This is a genomic window from Parasphingorhabdus sp. NYA22, assembly GCF_976973735.1.
The window spans coordinates 1,807,264-1,820,628 of sequence record NZ_OZ333477.1; the positions used below are offsets into that span (position 1 = coordinate 1,807,264).

General features: G+C 56.9%; 9 protein-coding genes and 1 tRNA gene. 5 read left to right on the forward strand and 5 right to left on the reverse strand.

Annotated features, from left to right (window positions below; translation table 11 throughout):
- Nucleotides 1-20 precede the first annotated feature (20 nt).
- The 3 genes from ACWFTY_RS08690 (at nt 21) to ACWFTY_RS08700 (ending at nt 3,207) form a co-directional block, all read left to right on the forward strand.
- Entirely contained in the window at nt 21-788 is a 768-nt protein-coding gene (locus ACWFTY_RS08690) for a sulfite exporter TauE/SafE family protein (protein WP_447523844.1), read from the forward strand.
- A 155-nt stretch (nt 789-943) separates the two neighbouring features.
- On the forward strand, nt 944-1,213 hold the full coding sequence (locus tag ACWFTY_RS08695; protein ID WP_447523845.1) for a hypothetical protein: 270 nt from the start codon (nt 944-946) through the stop codon (nt 1,211-1,213).
- Nucleotides 1,214-2,052: 839 nt separating this feature from the next.
- A complete protein-coding gene (locus ACWFTY_RS08700) occupies nt 2,053-3,207 on the forward strand; it encodes a GGDEF domain-containing protein (RefSeq protein WP_447523846.1) in 1,155 nt (384 codons plus the stop codon).
- A 184-nt stretch (nt 3,208-3,391) separates the two neighbouring features.
- Here ACWFTY_RS08700 and ACWFTY_RS08705 read toward each other — a convergent pair.
- The 3 genes from ACWFTY_RS08705 to moaA form a co-directional block, all read right to left on the reverse strand.
- Nucleotides 3,392-3,466: transfer RNA gene (locus ACWFTY_RS08705), tRNA-Asn, on the reverse strand.
- 74 nt (nt 3,467-3,540) lie between these two features.
- A complete protein-coding gene (locus tag ACWFTY_RS08710) occupies nt 3,541-4,314 on the reverse strand; it encodes an NAD kinase (RefSeq protein WP_447523847.1) in 774 nt (257 codons plus the stop codon).
- Nucleotides 4,311-5,309 (reverse strand): GTP 3',8-cyclase MoaA, encoded by a 999-nt coding sequence (gene moaA, locus ACWFTY_RS08715; RefSeq protein ID WP_447523848.1) that lies wholly within the window; start codon nt 5,307-5,309, stop codon nt 4,311-4,313. Before moaA ends, ACWFTY_RS08710 begins: the two co-directional genes overlap by 4 nt.
- A 159-nt stretch (nt 5,310-5,468) precedes the next feature.
- On the opposite strand from moaA, the gene ACWFTY_RS08720 reads away from it, so the two are divergent.
- The gene (locus ACWFTY_RS08720; protein ID WP_447523849.1) at nt 5,469-7,481 is read left to right on the forward strand and encodes a putative bifunctional diguanylate cyclase/phosphodiesterase; all 2,013 of its coding nucleotides are present in this window, start codon (nt 5,469-5,471) and stop codon (nt 7,479-7,481) included.
- Here the strand turns inward: ACWFTY_RS08720 and mfd are convergent.
- Together mfd and ACWFTY_RS08730 are read right to left on the reverse strand one after the other, a co-directional pair.
- The gene (gene mfd, locus ACWFTY_RS08725; protein ID WP_447523850.1) at nt 7,478-10,948 is read right to left on the reverse strand and encodes a transcription-repair coupling factor; all 3,471 of its coding nucleotides are present in this window, start codon (nt 10,946-10,948) and stop codon (nt 7,478-7,480) included. The two genes, ACWFTY_RS08720 and mfd, sit on opposite strands and share 4 nt — an antisense overlap.
- Before the next feature lie 32 nt (nt 10,949-10,980).
- Complete coding sequence (locus ACWFTY_RS08730) at nt 10,981-11,247, reverse strand: FAD assembly factor SdhE (protein ID WP_447523851.1); 267 nt, start codon at nt 11,245-11,247, stop codon at nt 10,981-10,983.
- 59 nt (nt 11,248-11,306) lie between these two features.
- Between ACWFTY_RS08730 and recG the strand changes: the two genes are divergently transcribed.
- Nucleotides 11,307-13,364: an ATP-dependent DNA helicase RecG gene (gene recG / locus ACWFTY_RS08735; protein ID WP_447523852.1), complete on the forward strand. Its 2,058-nt coding sequence runs from the start codon at nt 11,307-11,309 to the stop codon at nt 13,362-13,364.
- Nucleotide 13,365: the final 1 nt, after the last annotated feature.

Consider the following 13,365-nt stretch of genomic DNA (forward strand, 5'->3'; position numbering starts at 1 on the left):
GCGGCCAAGCGGGAACTGAGATGGAGCTTTCAATTCTCGCCCTGGCCCTGCTGTTTGCGGTCACCGCCGCACTCTACGCCAGCGTCGGATTTGGCGGCGGCTCCACCTATATCGCCCTGCTGGCGCTGGCCGCGCTCGATTACCGGGCGCTGCCGGTTATTGCTCTATTGTGCAATATCATCGTGGTCACCGGAGGGACCATCCGCTTCCAGTCGCGCGGCCTGATTGACTGGCAAAAGATCTGGCCGATCCTGTTGCTGTCCGTGCCGGCCGCCTGGCTCGGCGGGCGTATGGTCCTCGCGCAGGACAGCTTCATGCTGCTGCTCGGCCTGGCGCTAGCGGCAGCGGGCCTGTTGCTGATCATCGAACCTTTCATCAAGCGGGCAGGGGATAGCGCCCCCGCAGGACAATGGACCGGCCACCGCCTGTTCGCCCCCGCCACCGGCACCGGCATCGGCTTCCTCTCCGGCATGGTCGGCATCGGCGGCGGCATCTTCCTCGCCCCGATCCTGCTGCTCACCCGCTGGTCCGACAGCCGCCGCATCGCCGCGACCGCCAGCGTATTCATTCTGGTCAATTCAATCGCCGGTCTAGCCGGGCAGTTGATGAAATCGGGATGGAGCAGCGGCGGAGAAGCGATCCTCGCCTACTGGCCGCTGTTCCTCGGCGTGCTGCTCGGCGGGCAAGTCGGCAGCATATTGGCCAGCAAGGCCTTGCCGGAAATATGGATCAGGCGGCTGACCGCTTTGCTGATCCTCTATGTGGCGGTAAGGATCTTGTGGGTTTGAAGGGGGTGTGCCTCGGGTCTTTTGGCCGTTCTTCCGGTCCGGAAATTGTGTACTGTCGTCCAATTGAACGAGTCTTCCTGTCGCCGTGATCACCATCACGGGTGCGGTTTGCACTCAATCAGTATCTCAATGCTTCAACCAATGGAGTATGGATCATGAAATTTACCAAAAATGCAAAGATCATTGCAGGCCTTTTTTTGACATCTTGCCTCGCTCAGCCGGCATTGTCAGAACCGCCCGAATATAAAGAAAAACGCGATAGCGGAAACCCGGGGCAGTGGGAATCGAAGCAGTATGAGCGGGCCGACAGGATGGACCGCCAAGGCGAATCAAAAAAGGCTCAGGAAGTGCGGGATTATGCAAATGACCGGGCAACGCAAAACAGAGAAGCTTCCAAGCGTGCTGAGGATAATTGGCCAAACTGAATCCGGAAAAGGAAGCTCTGAGCATTAGATACAAACAAGACACCCGCGCCACGAGTGCGGGTGTCGTGCGCCGGGGCGGCTTCTGATTGTGGTAGTAAGGCAGTAATCGGTTTCAGCGCTTAGAATAAAATGCACTAAACCCCTGACCGAACCTGACAAGCTCCCGCCATTTGCCACCCACTGTAGCTGTCAAATCGACACCCTTTGTCCCGCTTTGCCCGAGTAGCTCTTCCTGACATCCCGCACCATGTGAACCAGAACGACAATGGTCGGACTCACACGAAGACACGAAGCCACCGAGGCTGGAAGACAGGGCGCATTCACTTTGCGCCTTCGCGGCTTCGCGTGAGTCCATTGGACATATGATCACGCCCGCTGCAGCATCTGCGCTTTTCTTCTCCCGCACGGGAGAAGGTGCATCAGGCTGTATTATGACCAGATCCGCTCTTTCCTACAGCATCCCCGATCTGTTAAACTGTTGCCATGAAGATGCCGCTTCACACCCAACCACCCGTCCGCCGTTCTATGCCCCGGCACGCTGCTTCGCGACCCGGGCACCATTTTTCTACGCAAAAGGAGACTGTCCACACTATGTCCCGATAAGCCTTTTTCCCCGGCAAAGCTTTTTCCGCTTTAGGGGGTGTGACCCGTGAGACCCTGATTTTTATTTTCGGGATTTTCCTGGAATTACATGGGGTTGAAAGCTGCAATAATGGTCGAATATGTCTTCCGGACAATGCTTCCTTGGCCGCAACTTTGACAAACTTTGGGATTGCCGGAGCGAATAGAGGGGGCTCCGGTTAACAAATAATTGACGGATAGCTGCTAACTTGGGTTCAATGTCTGAGAATTCCGGCTTTCATATACAAACGGTTGTTATATTGGCGATCTTTGCGCTGGTATTCTGGCTGATCCATTTTTTCAACAAGCGCCAGCCGTTCTCCGGATGGATCGCAGTCGCCTATTCGGCGGCTTTGGCGGCCTATATCATCGACAGCACGCGCAGTGCCTCGACCAATATCGGTTTTATCTTCGTGTCGACCGGCTTGTTCTGGATATTCAGTCTGGCGATTGCAAAAGCGATCTATGTCCGGTGCGAGGCGGCTTTCCCCAATGTCCTCATGGGGCTTATTCTGTCCTCTGCCATGACGTCCTTCGTCGTGCTTACCTTTGTCGCGCCCGATATATCCATCCGGTCGGTGCTGGTCAGCGTGGTGGCCGCCATTCTTCTGGCCTTGGCACTGCCGCCCTTGTGGAGGGCGGGAGAAAAGGTGATCGACGGGGTCCTGTTCGGCGTGATTGCAACCGTGGCTGCTACGTTCATCGCGCGCATTGTGATCGTCTATTCCCTGCATGGCCTGACCCTGACCGAGCAGAGCTATTCGCAGTCGGAATATGCCTGGATATTCCACTTCACCAGCGGCATCTGCGCGCTGGCCCTCGCGGTGGTGCTTCTATACGCCGCTGGGCTCGACATGGTCTGGCATTTCCACGGGCAGTCCAACCGCGACCCGTTGACGGGGCTGTTAAACAGGCGTGGGCTGAAGGGATCATTCAATGCGTCCGCAGACCGGCGCCAGAAAAAGGTATATGTGCGGGCCATCATTCTTTTCGACATCGATCATTTCAAGCGCGTAAACGATCAATATGGCCACGCGGTGGGCGACAAAGTTTTGCAAAGAGTGGCAAAAACAGCATCCGGTCTTTGTCAGGAACAAGGCCAGGTGGCCCGAACCGGCGGCGAGGAATTTGCGATTCTGACCGACTGGATCCCGCTCGAAACGGCGCAGCTACTGGCGCAGCATATCTGTGATTCGCTGCGATTCATCGCCCATCCCGAACTGGCTCCGGATCACAAGGTTACTGCGAGCTTCGGGCTGGCGGTGCTGACGGACGCTGATTCGCTGCATGACGCAATGGACCGGGCCGATCAGGCGCTATATCACGCCAAGCGAAACGGCCGCAATCAGGTCGCACTGGCCGAGGCCGCCTGAACCCGATCGCCGGTCGCGCGCAGCGCAGGCTTTCCTACAATGGCCCGGATATGTTAGATTTGGGCATGATAGATTCGCATTGTCGCAGGTTCGATGCTCATAATCCCGGCGTCGCTCGAAATTGTTTCGCGATATCCTGAGGCGATAAAGTCGCTGATATTTTGGAAAATAGAGCCATGGAAAATGGCTCCCCGAGTAGGATTCGAACCTACGACATTTCGATTAACAGTCGAACGCTCTACCGCTGAGCTATCGGGGAACAAGCTCGATAATGGACCGAGCCGTTGTTGGTGAAGCGCGCCTATAACAATGTCATTTGCGTCCCGCAAGCCATCAAACGACAAATTGTTCCATGGCGATGCGATCGTCGAGCGCATGCTCCGGATCGAACAGCATGGTCAGCGACTGGCTGCGGTCGATTGCGACCTTGACGCAGCTGACATCGCGGACTTCCTGTTGGTCGCCAACCGCACTAACCGGCCGTTTTTCGGGGTTTAGCACGCGGATGGTGATCTCCATCTTGTCCGGCAATATTGCTCCTTTCCAGCGTCTCGGCCGGAACGGGCTGATCGGGGTCAGCGCCAGAAGATTGCAGGTCAGAGGAAGGATTGGGCCGTTGGCGGAAAGATTATAGGCGGTGGAGCCAGCGGGCGTAGCAATGAGCACGCCGTCGCAGACCAGCTCTTCCATCATGATACGGCCATTGATCTCGATCTCGAGCTTCGCTGTTTGCCGGGTTTCGCGCAGCAGTGACACTTCGTTGATCGCGGGCAGGGTGAAGCTGGCGCCGGAGATGGTCTCAACCTCCATTTTGAGGGGCTTGACCTTGAAGGCGCGGGCCTTGGCCAGGCGCTCGTTCAGGTCTTCCATGTGCCAGTTGTTCATCAGGAAGCCGACGGTGCCCAGATTCATGCCATAGACCGGCATGATCTTCCGGCGATTGAGCATCTGGTGCAGGGTCTGCAGCATGAAGCCGTCACCGCCCAGAACCACGGCCCGGTCGGCTTCTTCGACCGGAACCCAGTCGATCAGCGATTTCAGCTTTTCGGCGGCTTCCTGCGCCGGCTGCGTAGGCGACACGATCAGTGCCCATTTCTTGTCGTTCATCCGCCCGTGACGTTCATGTGACGCTCCAATATCTCTGCGGACCCATCGAGCTGCGCATTGAAATCATGGCGCTGCGGTTTGAGCTTTAGGGCCTGTTGGAGCAGTTGGTCAACGGCAGCAATGCCATCCTTGCGAACCGCCGCGCGCAGGTCGACATGCGCGTTGTGGCCGAGGCACATGAATATCTTGCCATCGGTGGTCAGGCGCAACCGGTTGCAATCATCGCAGAAATTGTTGCTCAGCGGTGTGATCAGGCCCAGTCGCAGGCCAAGCTGTTCGACCGAAACGTAGCGCGCCGGACCCGAGCTGCGATGGGCAATGGGGAGGATTGAATAACGGTCTCTCAACGGAACCAGGAACTCATCGGCAGAAATATGGGCAAGCTTTCGATCCGCACCGACATCGCCCAAAGGCATGCTCTCGATGATCGTCAGGTCATGGCCGTGCTCTGCGCAATATTCGGCCACGGGCAGAAGATCGGCTTCATTGAAGTCTCGTACTGCAACCATATTGATCTTGACCCGGATACCCGCTTCCTTGGCGGCCTTGATGCCGTCCAGCACGACGCTCACATCGGCGCCGCGGGTGATCTCGGAAAACCGTTCGGGGTCCAGCGTGTCCATGCTGACATTGATCCGGCGCACGCCATGGGCTGCAAGATGGTCGGCATATTCGGTCAGCAGCGATCCGTTGGTGGTCAGCGTCAATTCTTCCAGCTCGCCAGAGGCAATCTTTCTGCCCAGCCGCTGGATAACATCTTTCATATCCCGTCTGACCAGTGGTTCACCGCCGGTAAGCCGGATCTTGCGGATGCCGTGGCCGATGAACCGTTCTGCGATCAGGGTGATTTCTTCCAGCGTCAGCAGTTCCGACTTCGGCATGAAGGTCATTTTCTCCGACATGCAATATTGGCAGCGGAAATTGCATCGGTCAGTGACCGAAATACGCAGATAATCAATTTTGCGTCCGAAACCGTCTTGCATTGGGCGCCTCATGTTGATTCAATGCTATAGGGCTAGCGCTTTCCAGATAGGCAGGCAACGGCCTATAAAGGTTTTCCTGCTACGGAAAAAGATAGTCGGGCGTGTGCAAATCGGCCCTGCCGCCCACACAGTTTAAGGAGTTTCGAGGTCAAAATATCATCCATCCCGACTATGCATCCGGCTGAATTCAGAAATCTGTTCCTGCTGTCATTCCACGAGCGTGATCCGCTGGCCGCAGAAATTGCGTCTTTTGGCTGGCGGGTGCAGTCGGCCCGCAGACTGGATAATCTCAGCGCGCGGTTTTTCTCTGCCGGCGCGATGATCGCCGTGATCGATACCCGCCGCGCCGAAAATGATGGCTTGAAGGCGATTACAGAACTTGCAAGAGCTGCAACCGAAGGCGGGATTGCGATACTGGCGCTGGTCGACAGCAGTCAAAGCCGGGACATTATCGGGCAATGCTTTGATTCAGGCGCGACCCATTATCTGGATTTTGCCGATGCTGGCGCGGATCTCGACCAGTCGATCAAATATGCCTTTCGCTATGTCGAAAATTTCAGAGGCGGCGCCGAACGCGCGAGCCATGAACAGTCTCTGCTGACATTTGGCGATTTGCAATGGTCGATAATCCCGGGCTCGGTCATGGAATATTGGATCAGCGATAGCCTCCTGACTGCCGCCGGCGAGATTGATTTCGAAAAATATCCGGTGACCGGTATCTACCGCGCCCTATCGCGCGAAGAGCAGAAGCGTGTGAGAGGCGCGATGGGGCGTCTTCGCGATGGCGCCAGACAGGCAGCGGTGCCCCACCGGTTCAATGGCCGGCCGGTTATCCATCACTTGCACGAAGCAGACGGCCGGATTTTTGGCAGAATTGAATATCTCGCCAACAATGAAGAAGCGGACGACTGGACCGGGCGTGATCTGCTTTCCGGGTTGCGCAATACGGCATCGGCCCGCTCTTGGATTCGGCAAAAGCTGGAAGACGGCAGCCAACTGACACTGATAGCGATCGGTATCAAAAACTTCCGGATGATCAACTCCGCTTTCGGTCGCAATGCGGGGGACCAGTTGCTGCGGATCGTCGGTCACCGGCTGATGGACCACACGCAGCGGCAATATGCAGGGCCGCACTTGGTCGCACGTCTGGACGGTCAGAATTTTCTGATCGTGCTCGCCAATATTCAAAGTAGCCAGATATCGGATTTTGCCAATGACTTGATCGGCAGCATCTTTGAGAACCTGCAGCTGGAGGGGCGCCCGATCAACCCGGTTGCGCGGGCCGGCGTCGCGATCGGAAATAGCGATTCCAGCGAAAAGACATTGATCAGAAAAGCGGTCTTGGCGCTTGCGGAAGCGACCGCTGCCGACGCGCTTCCGATCAATTTCAGCACCGTTTCGGAAGCCGATGTGCATCTGGAAGAAGTGCTGGAAGATCAATTGGCCGGGGCGATGGGCCGCGGAGAAATCGTCATTGCCTTCCAGCCACAAATCAAGGTCGACACCGGGGAACTGTCCGGCGCGGAAGCCTTGGCGCGCTGGGAGCATCCAGAATATGGATTATTGGGTGCCTCCACTCTGTTCGCCGTCGCGGAACGGGCAGGGGTGATGGATTCGCTCTCGACCCAGATCCATAAGCAGGCGTTGACACTGGCTGCTGGCTGGCCAGCAAGCCTCGGTTTCTTGCGGCTTTCAATCAATGTCACCGCAGGCGATTTGGCGGCAAAAACATTTGTCGATAATATGCTGGCGCAGGTCGATACCGCCGGTTTTGAACCGAGCCATCTCACTCTCGAAATCACAGAGTCCGAGTTGATCGGCAACCTTTCGGCTTCGGCGAACAAATTGCATCGCCTGCGCAAGGCGGGCATTTGCATAGCGATTGACGATTTCGGCACCGGTTACAGCAGCCTGTCTTATCTCAAGGAGCTACCGGTCGATTATTTGAAAATCGACAGCGGGCTGACCGGCGATATCAGCGGTTCAACCAAGGATCAGGTGGTCGTGCGGTCCATAATAGATATGGCGCATAGTCTTGATTTAAGTGTCATCGCCGAGGGTGTTGAAACCGAATCCCAGCTCGATATCCTGGCAGATCAGGGTTGCGAGTTTTTCCAGGGCTTCTTGCGCTCCGGACCGCTGTCGCCCGACGAGTTTGAAGCCTTTGCGCTGCGGAGCAATTAGGCAGACACGCGTTGCGCCAGTTTCGATAGTCCCGTTGTCAATTGCGTCAGGCCATGGAGGCGCGACTTGGGATCGCGCCATTTGCGTTCGATGAACAATTTATTGTCGGGACGGATTTTCGCGGTTCCCTTGAGACGGTCGACATAGTCCAGCAGGCCGGGAACATTGGGGAAGCTGTCATTGTGGAAGGTGACCAAAGCGCCGCGTGGACCCATTTCGATTTTGGCGATCTGTGCCTTCACGCAATTCATCTTGATATGCATGAGCTTTAGCAGATTGTCGGTCTGGATTGGCAGGTCGCCAAATCTGTCGATCATTTCCGCTGCAAAGGATTCGATTTCCGGAAGGGTCTTGAGGCCGTTCATGCGGCGATACAGCCCCATTCGAAGCGACAGGTCGGGGACATAGGCTTCCGGTATCAGGATCGGCGCGTCGACCGTGATCTGAGGAGAGAATCCGTCTGTTCGCACTGGTAGGCCAGAACCTTTGGCCTTCGCTTCAAGAATCGCGTCTTCCAGCATCGACTGGTACAGCTCGAAGCCAACTTCCTTGATATGTCCGGATTGTTCGTCGCCCAGGAGGTTTCCGGCGCCACGAATATCGAGATCAAGGCTTGCAAGTTCAAATCCGGCGCCAAGACTGTCGAGATCGCCGAGAATTTTCAGTCGTTTCTCTGCCTTTTCGGTAATTATCCGGTCTTGTGGTGTGACCATATAAGCATAAGCGCGCGTTTTGGAGCGCCCGACACGGCCTCTCAGTTGATAGAGCTGAGCAAGGCCGAAACGATCGGCGCGATGAATGATCAGCGTGTTGGCGCTGGGAATGTCGAGTCCACTTTCGACGATCGTGGTCGAGAGCAGCACATCATAATTGCGGTCATAAAAGGCCGACATTCGTTCTTCCACGGTCGCCGGCGGCATTTGTCCGTGCGCGACGACATAGGTCAGTTCGGGGGCATGTTTCTTGAAGAAATCTTCGATATCGGCAAGGTCAGCGATACGGGGGACGACCACGAACGACTGGCCGCCGCGATAATGTTCACGCAGCAGCGCCTCGCGCAGTGGAACAGGGTCCCACGGCATGACATAGGTTCGTACGGCCAGTCGGTCGACAGGCGGTGTCTGGATCACCGACAGCTCGCGCATACCGGTCATGGCCATCTGCAGTGTCCGCGGGATAGGCGTGGCGGTGAGGGTCAGTACGTGGACATCCGCCTTCATCGCCTTGAGCCGTTCCTTGTGAGTCACGCCAAAACGCTGCTCTTCATCGATAATGATCAGGCCGAGCCGCTGAAATTCGACGGATTTCGCGAGCAGGGCATGAGTGCCGATGACAATATCGACTTCGCCGCTGGTCAAGCCTTCTTTGGTTTTCTTGGCTTCTGCAGGTGGTACCAGTCGGGATAGCCGACCAATCTTCACGGGGAAGGGCCGGAAACGCTCTTCGAAATTGTTGAAATGCTGACGAGCGAGAAGGGTGGTGGGCGCGATTATGGCAACCTGCATCCCGGCCATAGCTGCGGCAAAAGCGGCGCGCATCGCGACTTCGGTCTTGCCAAAACCGACGTCACCACAGACCAGGCGATCCATTGCCTTGCCAGAGGCCATGTCGGCGAGAACTTCCTCGATTGCCTGCTGCTGGTCGTCTGTTTCCTGATAGGGGAAGCGATCGACGAAGCCGGCCATTTCGCTGGCTTCAACGCGGGCAGGGGTCGCGGGTTGAAGCGCGCGAGCGGCAGCGGTTCTTAGCAGCTCATGGGCAATCGCCCGGATACGTTCTTTCAGTTTGGACTTGCGTCGTTGCCAGCCTTCGCCTCCGAGACGGTCCAGCACGACGCTGTCCCCGCCTTCGCCATAGCGACTGAGAACATCAATATTCTCGACTGGGACATAGAGCTTGTCGCCCCCGGCATATTTCAGATGGACACAATCATGCGGGCTGGTGCCAACCGGAATGGAAACAATGCCCTCATAGAGGCCGACGCCATGCTCCAGATGAACGACGAGGTCGCCCTGGCTGAGCGCTGACAGTTCCTCGATAAAGGCATCACTGCTCTTGCGCCGCTTGGATTTGCGGACCAGCCGGTCTCCGAAAATATCCTGTTCGGTGAGCAGCGACAGCCCTTCTGTCCGAAAGCCGGAAGTCAGAGGCAATATTGTCAGAGCGATGCCCGGGTCGGCCGAGAGGCAGGAATCCCAGTCATCGCAAAGCACCGCTCCCTTGACATCATGGTCTTTGAGCAAGTCAAAGATACGCGCTCGCGATCCCTTGCTATAGCTCGCGACAACCGCAGTGGTACCTGACTTTTTCAGACTGTTAAGGTGGGCACCCAAAGCCTGATAAATATTCTCGTTGCGCGCTCGTTCCGGAGAGAAATCGCGCGGTGAGGACACGGACATCGACATGACGGTTTCAGATTCCGGTTCGTCAAATTCGCTCAGAACATGGATGGGAGCGTCATTTTCGCGGGCCCGCCATTCTTCCGGCGTCAAATATAACATCTCCGGTGGCAGAGGCCGGTAGCTCGACAGATTGGCTTTGTCGGCCTCAACCCGGTTCTTGTGATAGTCTGCAATGGCAACAAATTGCGCCTCTGCTGCCGCAGAGCCGGCTGCATCCCGCAAGATCATGCAATCATCTTCGACATAATCGAAGATGGTCGCCAGCCGTTCTTCGAGTAGCGGCAGCCAATGTTCCATCCCCGCCAGGCGGCGGCCTTCCGAGATGGATTGATAAACTGCATCGCTCGTCGAAACGGCACCAAAAAGATCCCGATAGCGGGTGCGGAAACGGGTAATGCTATCGGCATCGAGCAGAAACTCGGATACGGGAAGCAGATCAAGCCCGTCGATATTGCCGACGGTGCGCTGGTCGGCTGGGTCGAACTGCCGCAGGGTCTCGATCTCGTCGCCAAATAGGTCGATCCTTATTGGTAGCTCGGCGCCTGGCGGGAATAGATCGATCAATCCGCCACGGGCCGCAAATTCACCACTGTCAGCTACCGTATCCACTCGCACAAAGCCGTTGGCGTAGAGGAACGAAATCAGTTTTTCCTGTTCGACAATTGTGCCGGGCGCGAGACGAGTGACAAATTCCTTGATTCGCGATGGCGCCAGCACCCGCTGGGTTACAGCGTTGACTGTTGTGACTACCAGCTGCGAGCCGGTGAAGGGCATTGCCAGCTTGGACAAAGCAGCGAGTCGGTCCGAGGTGGTGTGCAGCGCCGGGGATGCGCGGTCATAGGGCAAGCAGTCCCAAGCCGGAAATTCGATGATCTCCAGATCCGGTGCAAAAAAATGGGCGGCTTCGACAACCGCACTCATCGCCGCGTCGTCGGTGGCGATGAACATCGTGCGCCGGCCAGACTGGGTCGCAATATCCGACAGAAATAGCGGGCGATAACCAGCGGGCACACCGGCTACAGTCATGCCTTTTTCAGAGGATAATAGGCTATCTAGATGAGACACTTGGGATCGATTCTGGATTTGGGGCGGGAAAGTTATTTCGTTGCATCGATATAGTCGAGTTTCTGCATATTATCCATTTGCGGTCCTTCAAAAACCGGAGGAACGGGTTGTGTCCCGATCGCCCAGGCCATGACATCCACGTCATCTTCGACGAGCAACAGTTCAAACCAGTCGATCTCCTTGTCGGACCAGTCCGCACTATAGCGATTGAAAAAACCGCCGATCAAAAAGTCTGCTTCACGGGTTCCGCGATGCCAGGCGCGAAATTGCAGCCGTTTCAGCTTTGTTTCGCGATCCATATTTGTTGCTCCAACTTGGCTGGCATAATGAGCCAGCGACGGTATAAAGGCGGATAGACATGCGGCCCGAGATACTCAATCCATTATTTGGCGAAACCCAGTCGCTCAAAGGCGTCGGTAAGGTGCTGGCGAAGCCGCTCGAGAAGCTGCGGCTGACCCGCGTCAAGGATCTGCTCTACCATCAGCCGAGCTACTGGATGCATCGGAAACGGGTCGAGGAACTGGATGAAATCGATGTCGGCGAGACGATCATCGTCGAGGTTACCCCGGTCGATTATCGCACCGGTGGTCCGCGCAGCCCCTTGCGGGTCCATGCGACGGACAAACTTGGCAATTATATCAGCCTGACCTTTTTCGGGCGGAACCCGGGCTGGCCCAAGAAACTGCTGCCGCTCGGCGAGCCCAAGGTCATTTCCGGGAAGCTCGAGCGTTATGGTGATGAGCTGCAAATGGTTCATCCTGATCAAGTGCTCGATCCGGCACAGGCGGACGATATTGCGCTTCTGGAGCCGATTTATCCATTGGCCGACGGGCTTGGCAATTTGCGGATGAAGCAGTTGGTCGGGCAGGCGCTGGCGCTTGCTCCCTCGCTGCCGGAATGGATCGAGCCGAGCCAGCTGGCAGCGAAAAATTGGACGAATTGGAAGGATAGTATCCTCGGTCTTCATTATACCGAAAGCGAGGGTAGCAGTGACCGACTCGCCTATGACGAGGTATTTGCCAACCAGCTCGCCTTCATGCTGGTCCGGGCCAGCAATCGGACCAAGAAAGGTGTTCCGATCCAAGGCGATGGCAGGCTGCGTGACCAGTTGAAGCTGCCGTTCGAGCTGACCAATGCCCAGAAACGCTGCATCGCCGAGATCGAGGGCGATCTCGCGCAAAGCGCACCGATGCTGCGGCTGCTTCAGGGCGATGTCGGCTCCGGAAAGACGCTGGTGGCGCTGATGGCGCTGCTGTCAGCGGTGGAGGCGGGATATCAGGGTGCCTTTCTGGCACCGACGGAAATTTTGGCGCGACAGCATTTTCAAGGTCTGCAGAAATTACTAGCCGGACTGCCAGTGAACATCGCCATCTTGACCGGTCGCGATAAAGGTAAGGTTCGCGAGGCGACACTGATGGGATTGATGGACGGGTCGATCAATATCCTGATCGGTACCCACGCGATTTTTCAGGAGCATGTCCGGTACAAGAATCTCGCCGTGGCCGTCATTGACGAGCAGCATAAATTCGGCGTGTCCCAGCGGCTGATGCTGGCCCAAAAAGCCGAGCGCACACCGCATTTGCTGGCAATGACCGCCACACCCATTCCAAGGACGCTGACTCTCAGCCAATATGGCGAGATGGACGTCTCCCGCATCGACGAACTTCCTCCGGGGCGGCAAGCGATTGATACCAGCGTGATCTCCGATGCACGTTTGCCGGACGTGGTTGAAGGCCTGGCCCGGCATATAGGCTCCGGCGGCCAGGCTTACTGGGTATGCCCGTTGATCGACGAGAGCGAAAAAAGCGATCTCGCTGCGGCGGAAGACCGCGCAGCCGGTTTGAAGGCAAGATTTGGTGACCAGGTCGGTTTGGTGCATGGCCGGATGAAGGGGCCTGAAAAAGACCTGGTGATGGGCCGCTTTCAGCGGGACGAGATCAAGATCCTTGTCGCCACCACGGTTATCGAGGTCGGCGTCGATGTGCCCAATGCCAGCCTGATGATCATCGAGGCCGCCGATCGTTTTGGGCTGGCGCAATTGCACCAGTTGCGCGGTCGCGTCGGGCGAGGCAGCGTCAAATCCAACTGCCTGTTGATTCGCGGCGAAACGCTGAGCGAAACAGCACGCGCGCGACTCACGCTGATGCGCGAGACCAATGATGGTTTTCGGATTGCCGAGGAAGATCTGCGGTTACGCGGGGCAGGGGAACTATTGGGTACGCGACAATCCGGGGATGCCGGCTTTCGCGTCGCCACGCCGGCGCAGGTCAGTGAATTTATCGGAGCTGCCACTGACGATGCCCGGCTGTTGCTCGACCGCGATGGAGGGTTGGACAGCGAAAGAGGGCAAGCAGCGCGTGTAGCGCTTTACCTGTTCGAGCGTGATTGGGGCGTCAGTCTGTTGCGGAGCGGATAGC